This window comes from Mesorhizobium sp. CNPSo 4688 (genome assembly GCF_057784295.1).
Map to the genome: position 1 here is coordinate 165,047 of NZ_JBWLUY010000002.1, position 23,253 is coordinate 188,299.

Here is a 23,253-nt window from a genome sequence, read left to right on the forward strand (position 1 = left end):
TCAATCCGAGCCCGACAAGCCAAACCATGACAACCAGACGCCTTTGCAACGACACGGTGCGATCCTTGCCGGCCTCGGTTGCGATCCCGGCCTATGACCGCGCCGCCGTCGCCCCAGGCATCGTCCATCTCGGCGTCGGCGCCTTTCACCGCGCCCATCAGGCAGCCTATGTCGATGACTGCCTGGCGGCCGGCGAGACCGGCTGGGGTATCATCGGCGTGTCGCTGCGCAGCCCCGACACGCGCGATGCGCTGACGCCGCAGGATGGGCTCTACACGCTGGCGGTCAGGGATAGCGGCGGCGAAAAGCTCCAGGTCATCGGCTCCATCCAGTCGATGCTGGTGGCGCCGGAAGATCCCGGCGCGGTGCTCGCCGCGCTGACCGATCCGCGCACCCGCATCGTCACGCTGACCATCACCGAAAAAGCCTATTTGAGAGCAGCCGATGGCAGCCTTGACGAAAAACATCCCGATATCGTCCACGATCTGGCCAGCCTCGGATCACCAAAGACCGCGCATGGCTTCCTGGCTGAAGCGCTGGCACGCCGCCGTGCCGCCGGCACGCCGCCCTTCACCGTGCTGTGCTGTGATAATTTGCCGGCCAACGGCGCCACGCTGCACCGGCTGCTGATCGCGTTCGCGAAATTGCGCGACGCCCGGGTCGCTGCGTCGAGCGATACGCGACTCGCGGAACACATCGTCGACGAGGTCGCGTTTCCCTCGAGCATGGTCGACCGCATCGTGCCGGCAACCACTGATGCCGATCGGGGGCGCATTGCCGGCGAACTCGGCGTCGAGGACGCCTGGCCGGTGATGACCGAGCCGTTCCGCCAATGGGTGATCGAAGACAGCTTTCCGGCGGGACGACCGGCCTGGGAAAAATTCGGCGTCACCATGGTCGAGGATGTCAGGCCGTTCGAGGACATGAAGCTGAGGCTGCTTAACGGCGCCCATTCGGGCATCGCCTATCTCGGCCTGCTCGGTGGCCATGCCACCGTCGACCGCGCCTTTGCCGACCCGGCGATCCGTGAATTCGTCGACCGGCTCTGGGCCGAGGCCATCCCGACCTTGCCTGGAGATGCCGGGCTCGACACGTCAGCCTATACGGCAGAACTCGCCGACCGTTTCTCCAACACGGCACTCGCCCACCGCACGGCGCAGATCGCCAATGACGGCAGCCAAAAACTGCCGCAACGCATTGTCGCTTCCGCCATCGAACGCATCCAGTCCGGCCTGGTCCCGGAGCATCTGACTCTGGTGATCGCCGCCTGGATCGCGGCCTGCGAGGCGCGCGGCAAGGACCTGCCGGAAGCCCACTTCACCGACCCGCTCGACACAGCGCTGGCCGCGCTCGGCGACCAGCCGACGCTGGAACGGGTGGCGGCAGTGTTCGACCTCGCCGGCTTCGCCAGCGGCAAGCCCGAGAAGCAGGCGCTCATCGAACTGGTCGCCGCCCATCGCGTCCATATCCGGCAAGGCGGGGTCGCGCTTGCGCTCGCCGCGCTCGGCATACCGGGAAAAACAAAGTAAGCAGGGTCGCATCCACCAACCCTATTGTCCTGCCGGAGCGTCCAGCGCCTGCCGCGACGAATAGTCCGTGCCTTTCGAATTCCAGAACAATCGCACGGCCTTGCCGACCAGGTTGTCGAAAGGGATCGTCCCCATGCGAAAGCGGCTGTCATTGGAGTTGTCGCGATTGTCGCCCAGCATGAAATACTCGTTCTCCGGCACGGTCCACGCCATCGTATCATCCCCGACCGACCGATCCGTCAGACTGAGGGTCAGGTAAGAAACGCCATTTGGCAAAGTTTCTCGCTGCTCTTTGCCTGCCCCATCGTCCGATGAATAAGGACCAATGTCTTCCAGACCAACCGCTGCATCATTGATATGGAGCACGCCGCCGACCATTTGGATCTTGTCGCCGGGAAGACCAACGACCCGCTTGACGTAATCGATGTCGGGTTCGGACGGCGGCCTGAACAGGACGATATCGCCGCGCTTGGGCTCGGCGCCGAAGATCCGGCCCTCGAATGGCAGCAGCCCCAGAGGAACAGTGTAGCGGCCATAGCCATAGGCGAACTTGGAGGCAAAAAAGTAGTCGCCGTTCACCAGCGTCGGCACCATGCTGCCGGACGGCGTGGAAAAGGACTGGAACAGGAACGTGCGGGTGACGAGCGCGGCCACGATCGAGGCGTAAAACACCAGCACGAACACCGAAACCCCTCGCGCGTACCATTTGTCCGGCTTGAACCGGCCTGCGAAGGGGAGAACGATCGCTATCCACACGATCGTCAGGCCGTAACCTGAGTAGGTGCCCACGGCAGCAAGATCCATGCCCGGTATCACCGGAAACCCGATGTAGCAGATCGCGATGGTGGCGCCGGTGATGACCAGCAGGCTGATCAAGGCCAGCCGGCCGGCGCCGATCCATAGGAAGCCGGCGAATGGGCCGCCGAACGCCGCTATCAACGCCGTCGTCCACAGGGATCGCGAGGCCGTTTCCGGTTGCGCTGCTTGTTCCGTCATCGGCCACCCCTCAATGCCTAGGCAGCCGGACTGTCCGACAAACAAAAACCTGAGGCAAGTCCCGCCTGACTGTGCCGCCACAGCCAAATCGCGGTTGCGCCCGACCCAAGAATTGTCTCTGGCTGGCGCCCTTTGCCGGCGCTATCGCCTAGTACCGACTCATCTCGCTCTGCCTGACGGCCGGCATGCCGCTGCCCGACTTGAAGCTGGCCACCGACCGTTCGTGCTGCTGATGCTGGCGCTGCCCGCCCTGAAATCCCGCCACGGCCGTGCGCCTGTGCGCGCAACGATCCGGGGATGAAGGCCGCAACAAAAAAGCCGGGCTGAGCCCGGCTTTATCTTCAAGTCGTTCTGCGGCTTAGGCTGCCAGCAGTGCGCTTTCGAGCGTGGTGAGCTGAGCGAGGAACTGCTCGGCCTTGCTGCGGGACTGATCGTCCTTGGCATCGGCAGCGTCTTCCTTGGCGTCCTGGATGCGGCGGGCGAGATCGGCGCGATCGATGTCGCCGACGGCAACCGCCGATTCGGCGAGCAGCGTGCAGCCAGCCGGAACAATGTCGGCAAAGCCGCCGAACACCACATAGCGCTCTTCCTTGCCGCCGGCGGTCTTCACCGTGACGACGCCCGGCTTGATCGTGGTCATGACCGGTGCGTGATGCGCCATCACGGTCATCTCGCCTTCGGCGCCCGGAATGACGACAGCTTCGACCTGCTCGGAAACGAGCAGCCGCTCCGGCGAGACCAGTTCGAATTGGAAAGCTTCAGCCATGATCATTTTAGCGAGTAGGGAATAGTGAGTAGCGAGTAGGGAAAGAAGACCCGCTCAACCCATCAATCCCTATTCCGCTACTCCCTATTCGCTTCTTATGCCGCTTCAGCCGCGAGACGCTGTGCCTTCTCGACCGCTTCCTCGATGCCGCCGACCATGTAGAAGGCGGCTTCCGGCAGGTGATCGTAGTCGCCGTTGCAGAGGCCCTTGAAGCCCTTGATGGTGTCGGCGAGGTCGACAAGCTTGCCCGGCGAACCCGTGAACACTTCGGCGACGAAGAAGGGCTGCGACAGGAAGCGCTCGATCTTGCGGGCGCGGGCCACAGTCTGCTTGTCCTCTTCCGAGAGCTCGTCCATACCCAGGATGGCGATGATGTCCTGCAGCGACTTGTAGCGCTGAAGGATCGACTGCACCTGGCGGGCGACCTGGTAGTGCTCTTCACCGACAACCATCGGGTCGAGCATGCGCGAGGTCGAATCGAGCGGATCGACGGCCGGATAGATACCCTTTTCCGAGATCGCGCGGTTAAGCACGGTCGTCGCGTCAAGGTGGGCGAAGGAGGTCGCCGGCGCCGGATCGGTCAAATCGTCGGCGGGCACATAGATCGCCTGCACCGAGGTGATCGAGCCCTTGGTCGTCGTCGTGATGCGTTCCTGCAGCGCGCCCATGTCGGTGGCGAGCGTCGGCTGATAGCCCACGGCCGAAGGAATACGGCCGAGCAGCGCCGACACTTCCGAACCCGCCTGCGTGAAGCGGAAGATGTTGTCGACGAAGAACAGCACATCCTGGCCCTGGTCGCGGAAATATTCAGCGACCGTCAGACCGGTCAGGCCGACGCGGGCACGTGCGCCCGGCGGCTCGTTCATCTGGCCATAGACCAGTGCCGCCTTGGAGCCTTCGCCGCCGCCCTTCTTGTTGACGCCGGACTCGATGAACTCGTGATAGAGATCGTTGCCTTCGCGGGTGCGCTCGCCAACGCCGGCGAACACCGAGAAGCCGCCGTGAGCCTTGGCGACGTTGTTGATCAGTTCCTGGATCAGCACGGTCTTGCCGACGCCGGCGCCGCCGAACAGGCCGATCTTGCCGCCGCGGGCGTAAGGCGCCAGAAGATCGAGAACCTTGATGCCGGTGATCAGGATCTGCGCTTCCGTCGACTGTTCGACATAGGAGGGAGCCGGCTGGTGAATGGCGCGCATTTCGATACCGTCGACCGGGCCTTCTTCGTCGACCGGCTCGCCGATGACGTTGATGATGCGGCCGAGCATGCCCGGGCCGACCGGCACGGTGATCGGCGCGCCGGTGTCATAGACGTCCTGACCGCGAACCAGACCTTCGGTCGAGTCCATGGCGATGCAGCGCACGGTGTTTTCACCAAGATGCTGGGCAACTTCGAGCACCAGGCGATTGCCGACATTGGTCGTCTCGATGGCGTTCAGAATGGCCGGCAGGTGATCGCCGAACTGGACGTCGACGACAGCGCCGATGACCTGGCGGACCTTGCCGACAACGCCGGTCTTCTTCACAACGGCGGCTGTCGTCTTCGCTGCCGTAGCCTTGGCCGGGGCCGCTGCCTTGGCGGGCGCAGCCGCCGTCTTGGCCGGAGCGGCCTTCGCCGCTGCTGCCGGAGCCTTTGCCGCCGCTTTGGGAGCTGCCGCCTTCGGGGTCGCTGCTTTCGCCATCGTCTTTACCCTTTTCGTCCTTTGTTTCTCACGCTCCACCACAAGGTCGATGACCTCCTGGCGGCCGCGCCTAGAGCGCCTCGGCGCCCGAAATGATTTCGATCAGTTCCTTGGTGATCTGCGCCTGCCGCTGGCGGTTGTAGGTGATCGACAGCTTGTTGATCATGTCGCCGGCATTGCGCGTCGCATTGTCCATGGCGCTCATCTTGGCGCCCATCTCGCCGGCTGCGTTTTCGAGCAGCGCGCGGAAGACCTGGACCGAGATGTTGCGTGGAATGAGGTCGGTCAGGATTTCGCCCGGCTCCGGCTCGTATTCGTAGACGGCGTTGCCGCCGGCGGTAGCCTCGGCGGGAGCGGAAGCCACACCGGCGGGAATGATCTGCTGCGCCGTCGGGATCTGGCTGATCACCGACTTGAACTGCGAATAGAACAGCGTGCAGATGTCGAAGCCACCCTCGTTGAAGAGGTGGATGACCTTGCGGGCAATAGCGTCGGCATTGACGAAGCCGAGCGTTTTGACCTCGCGCAGATCGACGCGTTCGAGGATCATGGAACCATAGTCGCGGCGCAGGATGTCGAAACCCTTCTTGCCGACGCAGATGATCTTGACCTGCTTGCCGTCGGCCAGCAGCCGGCGGATGTGATCGCGGGCGAGACGCGCGATCTGCGAATTGAAGCCGCCGCACAGGCCGCGCTCGGCGGTGCAAACGACGAGCAGATGCACGTCGTCCTTGCCGGTGCCGGTCATCAGCGCCGGGGCATCGCCGCCGCCGCCGATCGCCTGGGTGATGTTGGCGAGCACCAAGCCCATGCGCTCCGAATAGGGGCGCGCGGCTTCCGCTGCTTCCTGCGCGCGGCGCAGCTTCGCCGCGGCGACCATCTGCATCGCCTTGGTGATCTTCTGCGTCGCCTTGACCGAGGCGATACGGTTACGAAGGTCTTTTAACGAAGGCATGCTTCAAACCTGATCCCGTCCGTCCGGCTTCTCAAGCGAAGGTCTTGGCGAAGGCGTCGATCTCGGCCTTCAGCTTGGCGCGCAGATCGTCCGACAGCGCCTTCTCCTTGCGGATGCCGTCAAGCACGTCCTTGCCGGCCGAGCGCATGTGGCTGAGCAGGCCATGCTCGAACTTGCCGACTTGATTGATCGCCAGCTTGTCGAGGTAGCCGTTGACGCCGGCGAAGATCACCGCGACCTGTTCCTCGACTTTGAGCGGCGAGAACTGCGGCTGCTTCAGGAGTTCGGTCAGACGCGAACCGCGATTGAGCAGGCGCTGCGTGGCGGCGTCGAGATCGGAGCCGAACTGCGCGAAGGCCGCCATTTCGCGGTACTGCGCGAGCTCGCCCTTGATCGAGCCGGCAACCTGCTTCATCGCCTTGATCTGCGCCGACGAACCGACGCGCGACACCGACAGACCGACGTTGACGGCCGGGCGAACGCCCTGGAAGAACAGATTGGTTTCGAGGAAGATCTGGCCGTCGGTGATCGAGATCACGTTGGTCGGGATGTAGGCCGACACGTCGTTGGCCTGCGTCTCGATGATCGGCAGCGCGGTCAGCGAACCGCCGCCATTGTCGTCATTGAGCTTGGCGGCGCGCTCGAGCAGGCGCGAATGCAGGTAGAACACGTCGCCCGGATAGGCTTCGCGGCCCGGCGGGCGGCGCAGCAAGAGCGACATCTGGCGATAGGCGACGGCCTGCTTCGACAGATCGTCATAGCTGATCAGCGCATGCATGCCGTTGTCGCGGAAATATTCGCCCATGGTGCAGGCGGTGAACGGCGCCAGGAACTGCATCGGCGCCGGATCGGAAGCGGTTGCGGCGACGATGATCGAATAGTCGAGCGCGCCGCGCTCTTCCAGCACCTTCACGAACTGCGCGACGGTCGAGCGCTTCTGGCCGATGGCGACATAGACGCAGTAGAGCTTTTCCTTCTCGGGTCCGTTGTCGTGCACGGCCTTCTGGTTGAGCATCGTGTCGAGAATGATGGCGGTCTTGCCGGTCTGGCGGTCACCGATGACCAGCTCGCGCTGGCCGCGGCCGACCGGGATCAGTGCGTCGATGGCCTTGAGGCCGGTCGACATCGGCTCGTTCACCGACTTGCGCGGGATGATGCCTGGCGCCTTGACGTCGACGCGCTTGCGTTCGGTCGCCTTGATCGGGCCCTTGCCGTCGATCGGGTTGCCGAGCGCGTCGACGACGCGGCCGAGCAGGCCCATGCCGACTGGCGCATCGACGATGGCGCCGGTCCGCTTGACGGTGTCGCCTTCCTTGATGTCGCGGTCGGCACCGAAGATGACGACGCCGACATTGTCGGCTTCAAGGTTGAGGGCCATGCCGCGGATGCCGCCGGGGAATTCGACCATCTCGCCGGCCTGGACATTGTCGAGGCCGTAGACGCGGGCGATACCGTCACCGACGGACAGCACCTGTCCAACTTCGGAGACCTCGGCCTCCTTGCCGAAATTCTTGATCTGGTCTTTCAGAATTGCGGAAATTTCCGCGGCGCGGATGTCCATCAGCCGACCTCTTTCAGTGCAAGCTTGAGCGAATTGAGTTTGGTTTTGAGCGATGTATCGATCTGGCGCGAGCCCATCTTGACCACCAGCCCGCCGAGCAGTGACGGATCGACGGTGACGGCGATGGCCACGTCCTTGCCGGCGACGCTTTTCAGCGCGGCCTTGAGTTCTGTCTGCTGGGCCGCCGTCAGTTCATGCGCCGAGGTGACCTCGGCGGCGGTCTCGCCGCGATGCTCGGCGGCGATCTGGCGGAACGCCTTGATCATGCCGGGCACGGCGAACAGGCGACGGTTGCGGGCGACGACGCGCAGGAAATTGCCGGTGAGACCAGTGATGCCGGCCTTGTCGGCGATCGCCGCGATGGCCTTGGCCTGGTCCTCGCTGGAGAACACCGGGCTGTTGATGAGGCGGGTCAGGTCGGCGCTGCCGTCCAGCATCGTTGCGAAGCTGTTGAGGTCGGCCTCGACCTTGGCCACTGAATTGGACTGCAGTGCGAGTTCGAACAGCGAACCCGCGTAGCGTTCTGCGACACCTGAGATTGGCGATGACGATTGAGCCACGGACCGTCTTTTCTCTTGTCTGACAGGCCGCAGATTGTTGGCGCGAGCAAAAAACTCTGGCTAAATCTTTGACCTTACTAAGTTTTTCCAAGCACGAAGACGCGGCTTCCGCTATCCCCGGCCGAAAGTCGATTGCCGTCTAGCACAGGCATTTTAAGACCGCAATGCGTCGTTCCGCATGCTTTTCAGGCACTATTGTCGCATCCGGCGGCAGAGTTCAACCAAAGCCTTCGGATTGGCCGCCGATTCAGGGCAAAAAGCCGAAGACGAAGGCGAGCGGCAGTGCGGCCAGCACCAGCTCGACAATGATCGACGCCCAGTTGAAAGGCGTGTTGGCGCCGTCCGACATCATCGACAGCAAACGGCCGAAAGCGGTGAACAGCCAGGAGAAGCCGAGCGCCATATAGAGCCACGGCTGCGCCAAAAGAATGCAGCACAGGCTGACGCCGAGATAGAAGCCCGACATGCGGCCGCGCCCTTCGGCGATGGCCGCTGCCTTCTCCGGTCTGACCTGTAGCCTGAGGATGCGAAAGGCGAGCCCCGGGGCGAGGAAGAATATGAGGCCCAGCGCCAAGGTGACCACGGCGCTCGACCACGCCAGCCACTCGCCCTGGCTGGTTGGCCACGGAAACGCAAATTCCATCTTATCCCCTCGCAAATGGCTGTCTGAAATCGCGGCCATTCTAGCGAAGGAAAGACTGTGCGCCAGATGGCGGTGGGCAGTTTAGCAACGGCGCATCAAGCGAGGGCGAACTCGACTGCGGCCTCGGCATGGATGCGCGTGGTGTCGAAAACCGGCATATCGAAATCGCCTTGGCCGATCAGCATGGTGATCTCGGTGCAGCCCATGATGACGCCGTCGATCTGTTCATCGCGCCGGAGGCGCGCGACCTCATCGACATAGGCCGCCTTCGACGGTGCGCTGACGATGCCCTGGCAGAGCTCGTCATAGATCACCCGGTGCACCATGTCGCGCCCGGCCTGGTCCGGCACCACCGGCTCGAGGCCATATTTGTCGGCCAGCCGTCCCTTGTAGAAATCCTGCTCCATGGTGAAGCGCGTCGCCAGCAGCGCCGGCCGCCTGACGCCCGCGCCCTTGACCGCCACTGCCGTGGCATCGGCAATATGGATAACCGGGATCGACACCACCGCCTGCACCTGGTCGGCCAGCTTGTGCATGGTGTTGGTGCAGATCAGCAGCCCTTCGGCGCCGCCCGCCTCCAGCTTGCGCGCGGCATCCGCCAGAAGCGCGCCAGCACCGTCCCAGTCGCCATGATGCTGCCGCTCGGCGATCTCGGCGAAGTCGAAGGAATGGAGCAGCAGCTTGGCTGAATGCAGCCCGCCCAACCGCTCGCGCACGATCTCGTTGAGCAAGCGATAATAGATCGCCGTCGATTCCCAGCTCATGCCGCCGAGCAGGCCAAGGGTTTTCATGCGCTGAGACTCCAGCAGGACCGGACGATCTCTCTCACAGAAAGCTTTGCAGGTCGATGTCAACCTGAAGGTGGGTGCGCTTCGGCCCATCGCCGAAAATGTCAGCGCGCGCCCGATTCGGTCATCCTCGTATTGCCGCCGAGATGATGCAGGCTTTGTGTCGTGTGCCTCGAACTCCAGGCAACCGGCGGGTCGGGCAAATCGAGATCGAAATATGCCCGCCCGAGCAGCGAATTGACGATCTTGGCGCTGCGCCAGGCCATCAGGCTGAGCTGCGGCTCGGCTATGCCATGGCTGAGCCGGCCGGCATTGAGCGCGTAGATGCGCCGGTCATCGGGGCCGTTCCATTCAACCTCGAAGCTGGTGTTGAGCCGGTAGTGACCGCGCTCATCCAGCGCGATCCTGTCCATCAGCGGCGCCATGCAGTCGGGAATTGCGAAGGCATACCCGGTGGCCAGCACCACCGCATCGACCGTGCGCGTCTCGATGGCGCCGTCGAAGCCGTTGCGCATGATCAGCCGGTATTCGCTGCCTTCCCGCGTCACGTTCAGCACTTCGCGGTGCGGCGTCATGTTGACCGTCGTCGTTTCCTCGGACAGATGCCGCAGCGTGTAAAGCTGGCGGTAGATCGCCCTCAGCGTGCTCGTCGATGCGCCGTCGCCGGCAAGCAGCTGCTGTTCCAGGATGGTCTCGCGCCGCCCTTGCGGCAGCCGATGGAAGTTTTCCACATAGCCCGGCGTGAAGAGCTCGTCGGTGAAGGGCGAGTCGTCCAGCGGCAGGAAATTCGGCCGCATCGAGATCCACTCGATCTCGCGGCCGGCAAAACGGTCGGAGGAGATCAGATGCAGCAGCACTTCGGCGCCGCTCTGGCCACCGCCGATCACCGCAATGCGCTGTCCGCTCAGGCGATCGAGACGGTTGGCGGCCTGGGAGTTGTGGAAGCATTGGTCGGAGGCCGCCGCCCGCGCCCAGGCAGGGATGTTGGGCTTCAGCCCGACGGCGATAGCAAGATTGCGCGCGCTGACCGCCTCACGGCCGATACGGAGCCTGAAATTCGTTCCGTCGAAGTCGATCTGATCGACGGCGCTGGCGAAGCGCAGCGATGACAGGCTCTCGCCGGCCCATGCGAGATAGCGAGCGAATTCCGGCCGCGGGATGGCGGAGAAATCCGCGTTGAGGAACTCGTAGAACCGCTTCTGCGCGACCAGATAGGACATGAACGACCATGGGCTGGTCGGATGCGTCGCGGTGACGAGGTCCTTGAGAAAAGACGTCTGCAGTTCGACGCCCGGCAGCATCATGCCGGGGTGCCATTCAAGCCGCGTCGCCCGGTCGAAGAAGCGCGCTTCGACGCCATCGACAGCATCGAGATGGGCGGCGAGGCTGAGGTTGAACGGCCCGATACCGATACCGGCGAGGTCAAGTGCTTGGGTCATGGCGAACTCCTTCTGGAGCTGGCTGGGCCGATGGGAGATCGCCGGGCTGACTCGGGTTGAGCGGATTGTCGAGCGGTGTGCCGAGGTCGGGCAGAGGGCGTTCGCCGCTATCGCCATAGCCGATCGCGAACCGCACCTTGTTGATGGCGATGCGCGGAATCTTAGGCGCAAACAGATCGAAAAGCGCGAACCGGTCCGCCAGTTCAGGATTCTGCACCTGGTAGCGCCGGATAGCGCCGGCGAGAATGCCGTAGAAAATTCTCTCGTCGAAGCGGTCGTATGCGACCAGCGCCTCGGACAGAAAGCGCAGAACGCTGACGATGTGGCCGGTCTGCAAATGCTGGAGAAGATGCGCCGGTGGCCGGCGCTTCAGCGTCGACAGGATTTTTGGGTCGAGGCCGGCCAGTTCGGGAAACGGCTGGTCGACCAGGTCAAGGTCGCCCTGAAAGTCCTTGACCGCCACGCCGACAGGCGTCGCTCCGTCGAGGATGATCGTGACGTTCTGGCCATGGGCGATGAAGCCGACGCCGTAGCGGCACATGAAGTGGTAGAGCGGCACGAAGACCGTGGAGAACAGGCGGTCCAGCCATGCCTCCGGGCCAAGGCCGGATTGTTCGATCAGGGCGCTGGCGATCGGCCTGCCATGGGCGTCGCGCTGTGGCAATGAGCCCATCATCATCGGGCGCTGGCCCGCCGGCAGATCCTTTTCAGGGCTTTCGCGCCAGATGGCGCCCAGCATCTCGCAAAACTGGTAGGGCGCGCCTTTGACGCCGGTGTAGTGCGGATGCGGATAGAAGGCGCCGGCGACTTCCCGCAGCACCTTGACGTTCTTGAGCACCGGGTCCGCGGCCGCCACCGTGCCCAGCCAGCGCGACAGATCGGCGCCGATCGCCATGTACTTTCCCGGCACGCCGCGCCAGGCCGAGGTGTTGAGGATGGTCAGCGGCAGCTTGACGTGCAGCGCCTCGGGCCGTGCCGCATTGGCAAGCGTGCGCAGCGACTGCAAGGGCAGGAACGGGTCGCCGAACGGACCGAGGGGCACCAGCCGGCCGGCGGCTATCTCGCCACCATATTGCGAGGCGATCATCGCCTGCCATTGCCAGGGGTGCACCGGCAGCAGCCTGTGCGTCGACCGCGAGACCTCGGCGGCAGTGAAGGCCGCCTCTAACCTTGCGCGCTCCTCGCCACCGAGTGCCGCCTGCAACAGCATCTCTTCGTCAATCTCGCTGTCGAGCGCCAGCAGACAACGGTCGCGTGCGGCGGCAAGCCAGAAGAGCTGGATGGCGGTGGCCGCTTCAGGCGCATAGCGCTCGAAGTCCTCCCGTCCCCAGCCGAGCCGTCCCTTGTTGGCAGGGGCTTTCGGATGGCCGTCGAGCAAGGCCTGCAACTCGGTGTCCGGCAGGTCAGCAAGTTCGGCGGCCGGGCGGCTGCCGCGCGCCGTGGCGACGCGCATGTCAGCCATCAGCGTGTTGTAGAGTTCCTTTGCATAGGTGCAGAATGTTGCCGGCGACATGCCGAGCATCTCGCGCGCATCGGCGAAGAAGGCGACCGCATCGTCGACCGGCAGCTCGATGCCGGCATCGCGGGTCAGCGTCTCCGGGCGGACGGCGATCTGGCCCCACAGCCGCCGCGTTGCAGCAAAGCGATAGGTCACGCCGGGGCCTGGCGTCAGCTCCCATCGTCCGGGCGAAAGTTCGCGCGGCGCCAAGCACTCCTCGAAGGCCAGTTCGGAAATGGCCTTGGCGAGCGCCTCGCGGTTGATCGCGGCCCAGCGCGCGCCCGCCTTGGCAATCGGTTGCTGCACCGTCACAGCGGCACCTCGCGGAAGAAGCGCTCGCGCTCGCAGCAGACCAGCGCCGCGCGCTTGTGCGGGAAGTCGAACTCCTTGACCTTGTCGTAGGCCGCGTCGGCGCAATAGCTCAGCATCTTCTGGTGCGCGGCGCGCGGCTCGCCGACGATACGCTGCGTGCGCGGCTCGTCCAGGAACAGATAGTGGGTGACGGACCGGAACAGAGCCAGTGTCTTCGGCCGGCCGAGATGGCGCGTATTGCCGATCAGCCCATGCCAGCCGCGGTCCCAGTCGAGCGGCTCGTAATAGGGCCCGAGCCGATCCTCCTTGGCCCAGTAAAACTCGAAATAGCCGGTCGGCTCGCCGTCGAAGCTGGCGATGACGCCGAAGATGTGCGGATCGCTTTCCTGCTCGGCGAGATATTTGTCGAGCGCCTCATGGCTCTGGGCAAGCTCCCAGAAGAAGGCGACGCGGCCATCGTTCATCCAGCGATGGAAGAGATCGAGATCGGTCCGGCGGTCGATCGGGCGCAGCGACACGGTGAGGCCGATCTCCGGTATCCAGCGCTGGTACATCGGGCCGCAGGGGCGTGGTTGACGCAATGGCGGCAGCCGGTCCTCCGGGCCTATCCTTGTTGCCAGCGCCGGATAGGTCACATGCGAGGCCTGGCTGCGCCACAGCAGCGGCAGCTGACGCAGGACCGAGCGATGGATGATAGCGCGTTCCGGTTCGCCTGCGGCCGTCTCGGTGGCCAGCGCCGAAACCGGCCAAACGGTTTTGGCTGACGGCAGGAAGGCACGGTCGAAGGAAGGATGCAGGTGGAGCGCGGCATCGACGAGACCCGCCAAGATCTGCGGCTGGTCGAGACGGGCCCCGGCGAACGCGACGTCGTCGATAAGCAGGCGGCCATCGGCGACTGAGATGCGGGCCTGTCCGACCGCTGTCCCGTCGGCATTGACCAGGCTGACATGCCCGTGCCCGGCGCGGATGGCGATCGGTTCCGCGACGGAGGCCAGATGCTGCCATCCTTCGTTGCCGGCAACGGTGGCGGGTGACCAGTTTTTCGCAGCCTCGATGTTCATGCGTATTCTCTCACATGCAGGGGGTTGGGAAGCTCGACGTAACCGGCCAGCGGGTCGGTCACTTCGGTGTTCTCGTTGATGTCGCGCAGCGCGAACAGGAAATTGCCTTTGGCGGCGAGCGTCGGCGCGTTGAGCAAATAGTCGACGCAGGACCTGTCGGTCATCAGCGTGGCGGCCAGCCGCTCGAGTGAGCGGCGGAATATCGCCAGCAGATCGTCTTCCCCAGTGAAGCCAGCGGCAGCAAGCGCCGCGACGGCGGCGAAGGCGCCGTTGACGATCAGGTAGTAGCCGAACAGTTTGGCGGCCGCTTCCGCCGGGAAGACATGGTCCCCCGGCTGACCAGCCTCGGGCAGGAATTCGCGCAGCCTGGGCAGGAATTCCTTGACATAACCGGTGCCCTGGCAATCGCGGAAATAGAGCGCATTCGGCCAGCCTCCCGAAAGGCCGACGACGAGGTTTTGCTGGTGGGCGCCGAACAGCAGGCCGAATTCCGAGAAGGCAACGATAAAGGGCTCGATGGCGGTTTCGAGGAAACGCTCGAACCACTGACGCGCCGTCTCCTCGACAGGTCTCTTCTCGTCGCGGGCGATGCGGCGGACCAGATCGGACAGATGGCTCTCGCTACAGCCGGGATGGCGCTCGCAAAGCGCGCCGAGAACGGCGGCCCGCGGACTGCCCGTGCCGCGAAACGGATTTTCGCGAAACGAGACGATAGTGTCCGTCATCAGCCGGCCGTCATGGTCGCGCAAGCCGAACCAGGCCGGCTCACCCAGCACTGTCATGGTCGGGCAGCGGTTCTTCAAGGCGTCGCCAAGCTTGCCCTTGACCAGCCGGTGGACTGAGAGGCCGCGCCGGCATTCATGCTCCTCGACGATGCGCCGGGAGTTGGTCAGGCGCAGGCTGAGCGAGAATTTCAGCATCCACTCGGTTTCAGCTGAATGAATCGTACGCAGCGACGTCGTGGCCCGCCATGCTGGCCCCCCGAGCCCGAGATCGACGATGCGCCCGCCGCGAAACAGGCTTTCGACGCGGTCTTCCAGCATCAGCCGCGCCGCCTGCCACGGATGCATCGGAACGAGGAGCTTGCCCTGCTCCCGGCTGGCCCGGGCGAGCAGCTGCGTATCGCTGACGGCGAGCCCGCGGGCCATTTCGGTGATTTCAAGCGGCTCGACGCTGCCGCCGGCGAGGATGGCCGCGTCGACGGCCCACCAGCGCAGTTTGAACGCATTGCCGTATTCATGTCCGAAGCGCTCGGAATCCGTCTGCGTGAACTCCTCGCGGCTCATCGGCGCCGGATGCACGGCATGGCCGAAGCGCAGCGCACTTTCGGCTTCGATGAAATCCGGATCACCTTCGGAGAAGGGCCGCGACGATCCGCGCGCCGCAGTCGCCCCTGCGATCGCGGCGATGCTGGCCAGGCTGCGGCGCAGGAAGGTCAGCCGGCTTTTCGGCGTCGCCCGGCCGGCAATGTCGGGTTCCGCCAGGATCAGCGCCAAAAGACTGAAAAGATCGATCTCGGTCGCTTCGCCATCGGCATCGAGCCGCCAGAGCGGCATCGCGAAATCGTGGTAGCCGACCTTCGAGCGATGCCGCGCCTCGACGAGCACGGCGGCGCGCGAGGCAAGGAAGTTCAGGCGCAGCACGGCCGCCTGCGGCCGGAATAGTCCGGCTTGCATGGCATCGATGAATTCCCAGCCACTCCATTCGCGGAGCAACGCGTTGAGGAACGAGCTCAATGAAGAGGAAGTTTCTGGCCTTATTTTTTCCATATTTGTCCTCATAAAACCTGATCTATATTGCATCTATAAGGTATCATACTTTTATGTTTTCAATGTTTCTATTGATTATCTGGCAAAAACGAGAAATAAGCTTCCGTTGTGATGAGCAATATGAAAAATCGATCTTCGACTCTGCACCGCCTGGCAATCGCGGTCTCCGCGATCGGCTTCGGCCAGTCGGCCTTCGTATCGCTCGTTCCCCTGGTGATGGAGCGGCTGAGCCTCGACACATTTGCCGTCGGCGCCGCAACCGCGATCGGCGCGGCGGCCTTCCTGGTCGGCTCGCCGCTGTGGGGCCGCATGGGCGAACGGCTTGGCCACGCCAGGCTGTTGCGCCTGCTTGGCCTCGCCATGCTGGCCGGTCAGGCGGTGTTCGCCATGCTGCTGGCAGCCGGGACCAAAGCCGCGCTCGGCATCGCTTTGCTGATGCTCTCGCGCTTCGTCTACGGCTTCGCCGTATCGGGCGTCATGCCGACGGCGCAGGTCTGGGCCAGCCGCTCGGTTGCCGACGACAGGCGCCAGGCCGCGCTGGGGCTGCTCGGCGCCGGCGTCAGCATGGGACGGCTGGCCGGTGCGCTGCCGGCGGCGGCTGCCGTGCTGTCGCCGCTGCTGCCGCCCATCCTGTTCCTGTTCAGCCCGCTGCTGCTGTGGCTGGCGCCGGGCCGGGAGCAAAGCGGCGGACGGACCGACGCCAAGGTGACTGACGCCGGCCGCGGAATATCGCCATTCGATCGCCGCGCTCTGCCTTGCCTGGTCATGGGCTTGTGCCTGACACTGGGCTTCGGACAGGTGCAGATGATGCTCGGCCCCATGGTCCAGCAGCGCTTCGCCCTTGGCGCGGCGCAGGCGACGACGGTGACCGGCCTTGCTTTGATGCTGGTCGCCATCGTCATGGTTCTGGTTCAGGGGCTGGTCGTGGCACGCCTGCGGCTGGCCGAACGCAACAGCATTATCGTCGGCTGCCTCCTCGTGTGCGGCGGCATGACGATGCTGGCCGTCGCGGCCAGCCATGTCGTCTCGGCAGCATCCCTGATGGTTGCGGCCGCCGGCATTGCGCTGGCGACGCCCGGCTACACCGCCTGGCTGATGAAGCGCCTGGGGCCCGCCGAGCAAGGCGCCGCGGCCGGCTGGCTCACCAGCACCCATGTGCTCGGCCAAAGCATCGGCGCATTGGCCGGCGGCTTTGCTTTCACGCTCTGGCCCTTTGCGCCGCTGGCCGGCTGCGCGGCGCTGGCGCTGGCTGCCGCCTGCCTCGCCGCCATGGTTCGTGAGGCCGCGCGTTAGGAAGACCGCTTTCATTCGGCGACCTCCGGCAGTGGCTGCCTCGGAGCGGCCGGGCGGGCTTTTTCGGCATTGGCAAAATGGGCGTTCAGCATGCGATAGGTCGCCACCACAGCAATTCCCGACAGCACGGTCGCCAGGGTGAACAGCGAGGCGTAGCCGAGCATGTCGGCGAGGCGCCCGGCAAGCATGGAGCCGACGAGGTAGACGATGAGCTGGGCGCAGGAAAGGATGGTGAAATCGGTGCCCGGCTGGTCCGACGAGGTTACGGCCATGAACAGGCTGTAGAGCGCCACGATCTCCATGTAGCGCACCAGCGTCTGCAGGAACGAGGCGCCGAAGATCGGCCAGAAGCCGGCAATGGCGCCGAAAGCATGCAGGGCGAAGATCAGGAAGCAGACGGTGCGTAGCGCGCCGAGCAGGCCGAGCACCGAAGCGGCGCCCCGCTTGTGCAGCAGCCACGCCGCCAGCACCGAGCCGCCAAGTCCGACGGTGAGCGCTGCGCCGCCCGAGAGATAACCGATGATGTCGAGCGGCACGCCGGCATCGACGAGATAGGAGCCTTCCATCGACTTCACCAGCCCTTCGCTGGCACGATAGATGAGAGCGATCCACAGGATCTGGCGCGCCTCCGACCGGCGCAGGAAGCGCAGGATGGAGGGGCGGTCGATGGCCGCCTGCGGGCCGCTGGCGACGGGATCGGTCTCGCGCATGGCGAAGGCGGCAAACAGCGGGATGACGGACAGCGCGGCCACCATGGCCACCATGGTTTGCCAACCGCCATGATGATAGGCCAACAGGCCAAGCGTGCCGCCCAGAACGACGCCAAGCGCGACGGAGCCGCCCTGGATCGCATTGCCGATCGGCCTGTCCTTCGGGTCGAGGTATTTGGCGGCGTAGCCGTCGGTGGCGATGTCCTGCGTCGACATCAGCAGGCTGACAGTGAGGCCGACGGCGAAGATACCGGCGACATCGGTCGGCTCGATCCACAGCATGGCGACGATGCCGGCGATGACGCCGACCTGGGTGATGATGACCCAGCCGGCGCGATGCGCGCGGGCCAGCGGCCGGAAGCGGTCGACCAGGGGCGCCCACAGGAATTTCAACACCAGCGGCAGCATCAGCAGCGCCATCATGCCGATGGCGGTGCGCGAGACACCCTGCTCGCGCAGGATCGGCGGGATCGCCGCCGCGAAGAGATAGCTCGGAATGGCCTGCGCCAGATAAAGGCAGGCCAGGACGACGAAGAACCGCAGGCGCGAAAGGCCGGCAGGCGCCGGCCGGTCTGCGTCGCCGCTCATTTGGCATATTCCTTCGGCGTGTAACCGCTCAGGAAGGCGTCGGCCTCCGCCCGGCTGCGGGTGACGAGCACCGGAAAGCCGAACAGGCTTTGCCAGACGCGCTGCATGTTCTCGTCGGCCGCGGGGCGCACCAGCGCACAGGCGCGGCAGATCTTTTCGAGCCGCTCGTGTTCCGCCTTGTACCAAAGGTTTTGCGCCTTGCGCTGGGCGTCGCTCAGCGCGATCTCGATGCCGATATCGACCAGCAGCACGAACGGCTCTTGTTCCAGCGAAAGGCGGCCGAGCGCCTCGACATAGGCCCCGCCATCCGCCGGATCGGCGGGCGCCTCTGCCAGCAGCGAGACCAATGCACCGTTTCGTTGGAGAGACACCGCCATCGCCGCCCCTCAGAAGGTGATCTGGTAGGACAGCGCGACCGAACGCCCCAGACCCGGAACGTCGGCACCGCGCGTCGCCGATGCGGAAGGGTTGATGTAGTAGGTGTCGAACACGTTGCGCACGGCAAGGTACAGCACGCTCTCATTGGCGAACTTCTTCGAGACGGCGAGATTGACCAGCGCGGCACCGTCCAGTTCCTGGGTGGCGATGCGGTCGCGCCCGGAAAACAGCTCCAGCTCGCTGCGCAGGGTCAGCTCGGTCTCGAAATGGGTCGTGAGATAGACCAGCCCCTTGTAGGTCGAGGGAATGCGGTTGTTGGGCAAATATTCGTTGGCTTCGATATGGCCGTCGCGATCCGCGTCGTATTTGCCTTCGACATAGCCGACCGATCCGCCAAGCGTGAACATGCCGCTGAGGTCGGCCTCGATATTGGCTTCGACGCCCCAGATGCGTTCCTTCTGCTGCGACACCCGGTTGTTGGCGATGTCGTAGCTGACGCCGTTGTCCGAGGTCGACAGATAGGTGCTGACGCCACCACGATAGTCGCCCCAGTCGCCGCGCAGGCCGGCTTCCCAGGTGTTCACCAGCTGCGGCTCGGGCGCGATATCGGCATAGCTGATCGCATAGTCCGGCGCATTGGTGCACGGCAGCAGCGGCCTGATGGCCGTGCCGTAGGCGTCGCAGGTTTCAGCGTTGGAGTTCAACCCGGCGCGGCGGGTGAATCCGCCAATGTCGGTCAGGCTGTAGCCTTGCGAAAAATTGCCGAAAAGCTGCATCCTTTCGGTCAGGTCGTAGACGGCGCCGGCATTGAAGGTGACGGCGTTGTAGTCGAACGACCCGCCGGTCACCTGGATCGCCGGCAGGCCGATGATGTTGCTGCCAAGCAGGACGGCTGCGGCGGGCCGGGTGAAATCCTCGACATTGAGGTAGAACTGGTCGAAGCGCGCCCCGCCGCTGATGCGAAAACGATCCGTCACCGGAATTTCGCCCTGGGCAAACAAGGCGACCGAGTTCTGGGTCGTGGGCGAGATGGCGTCCTGACCGTTGGTCAGCTGTTGATCGGTGGCATCGAAGACGTAGTCGGCGCCCCAGGTCAGCGTGCTGCCCTCCTTAATAAAGTCCGTCGGCGTGTTGACGGTCAGATTGACGCCGCTGCGCCGTGACTGCAGCGCCGTCTGGTTGAAGTCGGCCGTCGGGTCCGTGCCCGGCGGCAGGATCACCGGCCGCGTCGGGTTTGTCGGCAGGTAGACCTGGCTGTTGACGGCAGAGAATTTGGTGAAGGGCGACTGCTTGAAGATGTCGTTGTAGAACGCCTTGACCTCGAGGTTTCCGAGCGCGAAGTCGCTGTCGGTGTATTTGGCGGTCAGGTATTTCGAATCTTCCTTCAGCGGCTTGCCTTCATAGGGATCGCCGAAATCCGGGGAGACGGGATTGGTCGTGTAACCGGTGAACCAGTCCGGCTTCTGGTTGGCATAGGTCCAGTCGACACTGACCTCGAATCGCCGCGCATCGAACTGATAACCGGCCACACCGAACAGATTGCCCGTGCCGGTGCGGTCGCCGCCGCCTTGCCCAAGCATGGCGTCCGAAGCCATCTCGTTGCCGTGGCCGTCATAGGTGCGGCGCGACAGATCGCCGGAGGCCGAGAAGAAATAGTCGAAATCGCCTTTCTTGCCCTCGACCGAAACGCTGGTGCTGGGCCCGGCCGATTTGCCGGGATTCTCGGTGAAGGCGGTGACGCCGGTGCGCACCGTCACCTTCGGCTTGTTGCTGTCGCCGCGCTTGGTGATGAAGTTGATCGTGCCGCCGGTGGCGCCGGCACCATAGAGGCTGGACGCACCGTTGATGACCTCGATGCGCTCGACCGAATTGAGGTCGATCATCGACAGGATGCGTGACACGTCACGCAGCGGCGTGTTGCGCGGCACGCCGTCGACCATGATCAGCACGCTGCGCCCGCGGAAGGTTTCCGAGGCGCCCGAAATGGTCTGGTTGCGTGGCGCGTAGCCGGGGACGATGCGGCTGATCAGGGTCGCGGCGTCGATGTTTTCCTGCGCGGCTTCCTCGACCTGTTCCCGTTCCACGACCTGGACAGACTGGGCAACGCTGGAAATGGACCTTTCATTGCGGCCGGTGACGAGGATCTGGTCGAGCACGGTGGCTCCCTGACTATCTGTTGGGCTGGCTTCCTGGGCGAATGCCGCGCCCGCCAGGATCGATGAAGCCAAAGCCGATGACCAAAGAAGTGAAATGTAAAATCTGCGCATGCTGCCCCCATCCATGCCCTGGTCCCCAGTGCCAAAGCGGAAAGGCCCAGTTATAATTCATGATAAAACGAGTCAACATTTATTTTATGAGTTTTAAAGTCAGGATTAGTCAGCAAATGGAACGGGAGATGGGTACATAAGCCGCGCGCATTTTAGCGTAGGCTAAGGCACTGAGCTTTCTTGACAAAACGGCTTCGGGGCGCCGCCGTCGGCGTTAGCCTTTGCGCTTACAAAAAGCTCTGCGGGTCGATGTCGACCTGCACGCGGACCGAGCCGCGCTGCTTTGGCCCTTCGGCCAGCATGGTGCGGATGAAGCCTTGCATGTCGGCCCGCCGCTCGCCCTGGATCAGCAGGCGGAAGCGGTGGCGCCCGCCAAGCAGCGACAGCGGCGCCTCGGCCGGGCCGAGCACGAACAGGTCGCTGGCCTGGGGTGCGGCGCGCCGCAGGCCGCGCGCATGGCCTTCGGCCTCCGCTCGCGTCACCGCGCTGACGATGACTCCGGCGAGCCGGCCGAAGGGTGGGAGCGCGGCCCGTTCGCGCTCAGTGATCTCGCGCTCGTAAAACGCCTCGGCGTCGCCCGAGACGATCGCCCGCATCACCGGATGGTCCGGTTGAAAAGTCTGCAGCAGGCCGAGGCTCTTCTTGCCGGTGCGCCCCGCGCGCCCTGTCACCTGGCTGAGCAGCTGGAAGGTGCGTTCGGCGGCGCGTGGGTCGCCATTGGCGAGACCGAGATCCGCATCGACGACACCGACCAGGGTCATGTTGGGGAAGTTATGCCCCTTGGCGACCAGCTGCGTGCCGATGACGATATCGGCCTCGCCATTGGCGATGGCCTCCAGCTCCAGCCGCAGCCGCCGCACGCCCCCCATTAAGTCTGAAGACAGCACGATGGTGCGTGCGTCAGGGAAATGCGCCACGACCTCCTCGGCAATGCGCTCCACGCCCGGACCGCACGCCACCAAATGGTCGAGCGTGCCGCATTCGGGACAGGCCTCCGGCCGCTTCTCATTGTGCCCGCAATGATGGCAGACGAGCTGGCCGCGAAAGCGGTGCTCGACCAGCCAGGCCGAGCAGACCGGGCAGCCAAAGCGGTGGCCGCAGACCCGGCACAGCGTCAGCGGCGCATAGCCGCGCCGGTTGAGGAACAGCAGCGACTGTTCTTTTTTCTCCAGCGTGCGCTGCATCTGATCGATCAGCAGCGGCGACAGGAAGCCGCCGCGCGCCGGCGGCGTGCGGCGCATGTCGATGGTCTTGAGGTCGGGAAGGGCGGCCTCGGCAAAGCGCGCCGAAAGCACCGCCCTGCTGTAGCGGCCTTGCTGCGCATTGACCCGGCTTTCGACGGACGGCGTCGCTGATGCCAGCACCACCGGAAAGCTGCTGATATGGCCGCGCACCACCGCCATGTCGCGGGCATTGTAGAAGACGCGGTCCTCCTGCTTGTAGGCAGGGTCGTGTTCCTCGTCGACGACGATCAGCCCAAGCTGCCGGAACGGCAGGAACAGCGCCGAACGCGCCCCGGCGACGACGCGCACGCCGCCTTCCGCCACTTGCCGCCAGACCTTTTCGCGCATTCTGGGCGGCAGGTCGGAATGCCATTCGGCCGGCTTGGCGCCGAAGCGCTGCTGGAAGCGTTCGAGGAAGGCGTGCGTCAGCGCGATTTCCGGCAACAGGATCAGCGCCTGCTTGCCCTGGTCGAGAGCCGCCGCCACCGCTTCGAAATAGACCTCCGTCTTGCCCGATCCGGTAACACCGTCGAGAAGCGTCACGTTGAAAGCACCGGCCGCGACATTGGCGCGCAGCATGGCGGCCGCATCGGCCTGGTCTGGCATAAGCTCCGGCAGGGCGTAGGAGGCATCGGGCGCTGCGACCACCGGTCGCGGCGGGATCATCACCGTCTCGAACACGCCTTGCGCCTTGAGCCCCTCGATCACCGTCGACGACACGCCTGCCGCATGCGCCAACCCGGATCGCGTCCAGGCGAGGCCACCTTCCGCCGTCTCCAGCACGCGTGTCCTCGCATCCGTCATCCGATCGGGCATGAGAAGCGTCCGCTGTAGGCCCTTGACCCACGGTTCGGGATCGAACGCCTCCGGCGCCCTGAGCAGCATGCGCGCCACCATGCCGGGCGGCGACAGCGTGTACTGAGCGATCCAGTCGACGAAGCGGCGCATGCCGCGGTCGATCGGCGGACAGTCGAAAACCTGCTCGATCGGCCGCAATTTCTTCGCATCGACCTTTTCGACCGCGCCGTCCCATACGATACCGGCAACCTGGCGCGGACCGAGCGGCACGCGCACGATCGAGCCCGGCACCACGCGCATGCCGGCGGGCACCGCATAGGTGTAGGGCCGTTCGGCGGGCATCGGCACCAGCACCGGCGCGGCTGCGACAAAGGGCGAATCTTCGATCATCGGGCGTGACCTTGCCCCGACTTTGGTCTAGATCAAAGGGCAACCCCGAA

General features: G+C 64.6%; 18 protein-coding genes. 2 read left to right on the plus strand and 16 right to left on the minus strand.

Translation table 11 applies throughout. The features are described from left to right. The first annotated feature begins 26 nt into the window (after positions 1-26). Positions 27-1,529, plus strand: coding sequence for a mannitol dehydrogenase family protein (locus tag AC04SH_RS03870; protein ID WP_488573996.1), 1,503 nt, complete (start codon positions 27-29; stop codon positions 1,527-1,529). A 21-nt stretch (positions 1,530-1,550) separates the two neighbouring features. Here the strand turns inward: AC04SH_RS03870 and lepB are convergent, their stop codons facing one another. The 12 genes from lepB to AC04SH_RS03930 form a co-directional block, all read right to left on the minus strand. Then, positions 1,551-2,525 (minus strand): signal peptidase I, encoded by a 975-nt coding sequence (gene lepB, locus AC04SH_RS03875; RefSeq protein ID WP_488573997.1) that lies wholly within the window; start codon positions 2,523-2,525, stop codon positions 1,551-1,553. 358 nt (positions 2,526-2,883) lie between these two features. Further along, positions 2,884-3,291 (minus strand): F0F1 ATP synthase subunit epsilon, encoded by a 408-nt coding sequence (locus tag AC04SH_RS03880; RefSeq protein ID WP_454572870.1) that lies wholly within the window; start codon positions 3,289-3,291, stop codon positions 2,884-2,886. Between the two features lie 95 nt (positions 3,292-3,386). Further along, on the minus strand, positions 3,387-4,970 hold the full coding sequence (gene atpD, locus AC04SH_RS03885; RefSeq protein WP_477235263.1) for a F0F1 ATP synthase subunit beta: 1,584 nt from the start codon (positions 4,968-4,970) through the stop codon (positions 3,387-3,389). A gap of 70 nt (positions 4,971-5,040) precedes the next feature. After that, positions 5,041-5,925 carry a F0F1 ATP synthase subunit gamma gene (locus tag AC04SH_RS03890; RefSeq protein WP_436262367.1) on the minus strand — a complete coding sequence of 295 codons (885 nt, stop codon included), beginning with the start codon at positions 5,923-5,925 and terminating at the stop codon, positions 5,041-5,043. 31 nt (positions 5,926-5,956) lie between these two features. Next, positions 5,957-7,486 carry a F0F1 ATP synthase subunit alpha gene (gene atpA / locus AC04SH_RS03895; protein WP_023822025.1) on the minus strand — a complete coding sequence of 510 codons (1,530 nt, stop codon included), beginning with the start codon at positions 7,484-7,486 and terminating at the stop codon, positions 5,957-5,959. Continuing rightward, the gene (locus tag AC04SH_RS03900; protein WP_142869119.1) at positions 7,486-8,046 is read right to left on the minus strand and encodes a F0F1 ATP synthase subunit delta; all 561 of its coding nucleotides are present in this window, start codon (positions 8,044-8,046) and stop codon (positions 7,486-7,488) included. The genes atpA and AC04SH_RS03900 overlap by 1 nt, the downstream gene beginning before the upstream one ends. 247 nt (positions 8,047-8,293) lie before the next feature. Further along, positions 8,294-8,689 carry an AGROH133_08824 family phage infection protein gene (locus tag AC04SH_RS03905; RefSeq protein ID WP_112559758.1) on the minus strand — a complete coding sequence of 132 codons (396 nt, stop codon included), beginning with the start codon at positions 8,687-8,689 and terminating at the stop codon, positions 8,294-8,296. 95 nt (positions 8,690-8,784) lie between these two features. Then, positions 8,785-9,480, minus strand: coding sequence for an aspartate/glutamate racemase family protein (locus AC04SH_RS03910; RefSeq protein WP_488573998.1), 696 nt, complete (start codon positions 9,478-9,480; stop codon positions 8,785-8,787). A 101-nt stretch (positions 9,481-9,581) separates the two neighbouring features. Then, a complete protein-coding gene (locus AC04SH_RS03915) occupies positions 9,582-10,916 on the minus strand; it encodes a lysine N(6)-hydroxylase/L-ornithine N(5)-oxygenase family protein (protein WP_488573999.1) in 1,335 nt (444 codons plus the stop codon). After that, the gene (locus AC04SH_RS03920) at positions 10,900-12,726 is read right to left on the minus strand and encodes an IucA/IucC family protein (RefSeq protein WP_488574000.1); all 1,827 of its coding nucleotides are present in this window, start codon (positions 12,724-12,726) and stop codon (positions 10,900-10,902) included. Before AC04SH_RS03920 ends, AC04SH_RS03915 begins: the two co-directional genes overlap by 17 nt. Continuing rightward, the gene (locus AC04SH_RS03925) at positions 12,723-13,787 is read right to left on the minus strand and encodes a GNAT family N-acetyltransferase (protein ID WP_488574001.1); all 1,065 of its coding nucleotides are present in this window, start codon (positions 13,785-13,787) and stop codon (positions 12,723-12,725) included. The genes AC04SH_RS03920 and AC04SH_RS03925 overlap by 4 nt, the downstream gene beginning before the upstream one ends. Then, the gene (locus AC04SH_RS03930; RefSeq protein WP_488574002.1) at positions 13,784-15,463 is read right to left on the minus strand and encodes an IucA/IucC family protein; all 1,680 of its coding nucleotides are present in this window, start codon (positions 15,461-15,463) and stop codon (positions 13,784-13,786) included. Before AC04SH_RS03930 ends, AC04SH_RS03925 begins: the two co-directional genes overlap by 4 nt. Before the next feature lie 213 nt (positions 15,464-15,676). On the opposite strand from AC04SH_RS03930, the gene AC04SH_RS03935 reads away from it, so the two are divergent. Beyond that, the gene (locus tag AC04SH_RS03935; RefSeq protein WP_488574003.1) at positions 15,677-16,849 is read left to right on the plus strand and encodes an MFS transporter; all 1,173 of its coding nucleotides are present in this window, start codon (positions 15,677-15,679) and stop codon (positions 16,847-16,849) included. Positions 16,850-16,860: 11 nt separating this feature from the next. Here the strand turns inward: AC04SH_RS03935 and AC04SH_RS03940 are convergent, their stop codons facing one another. From AC04SH_RS03940 to AC04SH_RS03955, 4 genes are all read right to left on the minus strand, one after another. Continuing rightward, positions 16,861-18,147 (minus strand): RhtX/FptX family siderophore transporter, encoded by a 1,287-nt coding sequence (locus AC04SH_RS03940; RefSeq protein ID WP_488574004.1) that lies wholly within the window; start codon positions 18,145-18,147, stop codon positions 16,861-16,863. Further along, the gene (locus AC04SH_RS03945; RefSeq protein ID WP_488574005.1) at positions 18,144-18,524 is read right to left on the minus strand and encodes a hypothetical protein; all 381 of its coding nucleotides are present in this window, start codon (positions 18,522-18,524) and stop codon (positions 18,144-18,146) included. Before AC04SH_RS03945 ends, AC04SH_RS03940 begins: the two co-directional genes overlap by 4 nt. A 9-nt stretch (positions 18,525-18,533) precedes the next feature. Next, complete coding sequence (locus tag AC04SH_RS03950; protein ID WP_488574006.1) at positions 18,534-20,792, minus strand: TonB-dependent receptor; 2,259 nt, start codon at positions 20,790-20,792, stop codon at positions 18,534-18,536. Between the two features lie 227 nt (positions 20,793-21,019). Next, positions 21,020-23,203, minus strand: coding sequence for a primosomal protein N' (locus AC04SH_RS03955; RefSeq protein WP_488574007.1), 2,184 nt, complete (start codon positions 23,201-23,203; stop codon positions 21,020-21,022). Positions 23,204-23,253: the final 50 nt, after the last annotated feature.

What these genes read in the sequence shown, in the direction of transcription:
- atpD (WP_477235263.1), bottom strand. Translation starts at nt 4,970, where the DNA reads ATGGCGAAAGCAGCGACCCCGAAGGCGGCAGCTCCCAAAGCGGCGGCA.
- AC04SH_RS03880 (WP_454572870.1), bottom strand. Translation starts at nt 3,291, where the DNA reads ATGGCTGAAGCTTTCCAATTCGAACTGGTCTCGCCGGAGCGGCTGCTC.
- AC04SH_RS03890 (WP_436262367.1), bottom strand. Translation starts at nt 5,925, where the DNA reads ATGCCTTCGTTAAAAGACCTTCGTAACCGTATCGCCTCGGTCAAGGCG.
- AC04SH_RS03915 (WP_488573999.1), bottom strand. Translation starts at nt 10,916, where the DNA reads ATGACCCAAGCACTTGACCTCGCCGGTATCGGTATCGGGCCGTTCAAC.
- AC04SH_RS03910 (WP_488573998.1), bottom strand. Translation starts at nt 9,480, where the DNA reads ATGAAAACCCTTGGCCTGCTCGGCGGCATGAGCTGGGAATCGACGGCG.
- AC04SH_RS03950 (WP_488574006.1), bottom strand. Translation starts at nt 20,792, where the DNA reads ATGCGCAGATTTTACATTTCACTTCTTTGGTCATCGGCTTTGGCTTCA.
- AC04SH_RS03925 (WP_488574001.1), bottom strand. Translation starts at nt 13,787, where the DNA reads ATGAACATCGAGGCTGCGAAAAACTGGTCACCCGCCACCGTTGCCGGC.
- AC04SH_RS03935 (WP_488574003.1), top strand. Translation starts at nt 15,677, where the DNA reads ATGAAAAATCGATCTTCGACTCTGCACCGCCTGGCAATCGCGGTCTCC.
- lepB (WP_488573997.1), bottom strand. Translation starts at nt 2,525, where the DNA reads ATGACGGAACAAGCAGCGCAACCGGAAACGGCCTCGCGATCCCTGTGG.
- AC04SH_RS03870 (WP_488573996.1), top strand. Translation starts at nt 27, where the DNA reads ATGACAACCAGACGCCTTTGCAACGACACGGTGCGATCCTTGCCGGCC.
- AC04SH_RS03940 (WP_488574004.1), bottom strand. Translation starts at nt 18,147, where the DNA reads ATGAGCGGCGACGCAGACCGGCCGGCGCCTGCCGGCCTTTCGCGCCTG.
- atpA (WP_023822025.1), bottom strand. Translation starts at nt 7,486, where the DNA reads ATGGACATCCGCGCCGCGGAAATTTCCGCAATTCTGAAAGACCAGATC.
- AC04SH_RS03930 (WP_488574002.1), bottom strand. Translation starts at nt 15,463, where the DNA reads ATGCAAGCCGGACTATTCCGGCCGCAGGCGGCCGTGCTGCGCCTGAAC.
- AC04SH_RS03945 (WP_488574005.1), bottom strand. Translation starts at nt 18,524, where the DNA reads ATGGCGGTGTCTCTCCAACGAAACGGTGCATTGGTCTCGCTGCTGGCA.
- AC04SH_RS03955 (WP_488574007.1), bottom strand. Translation starts at nt 23,203, where the DNA reads ATGATCGAAGATTCGCCCTTTGTCGCAGCCGCGCCGGTGCTGGTGCCG.
- AC04SH_RS03905 (WP_112559758.1), bottom strand. Translation starts at nt 8,689, where the DNA reads ATGGAATTTGCGTTTCCGTGGCCAACCAGCCAGGGCGAGTGGCTGGCG.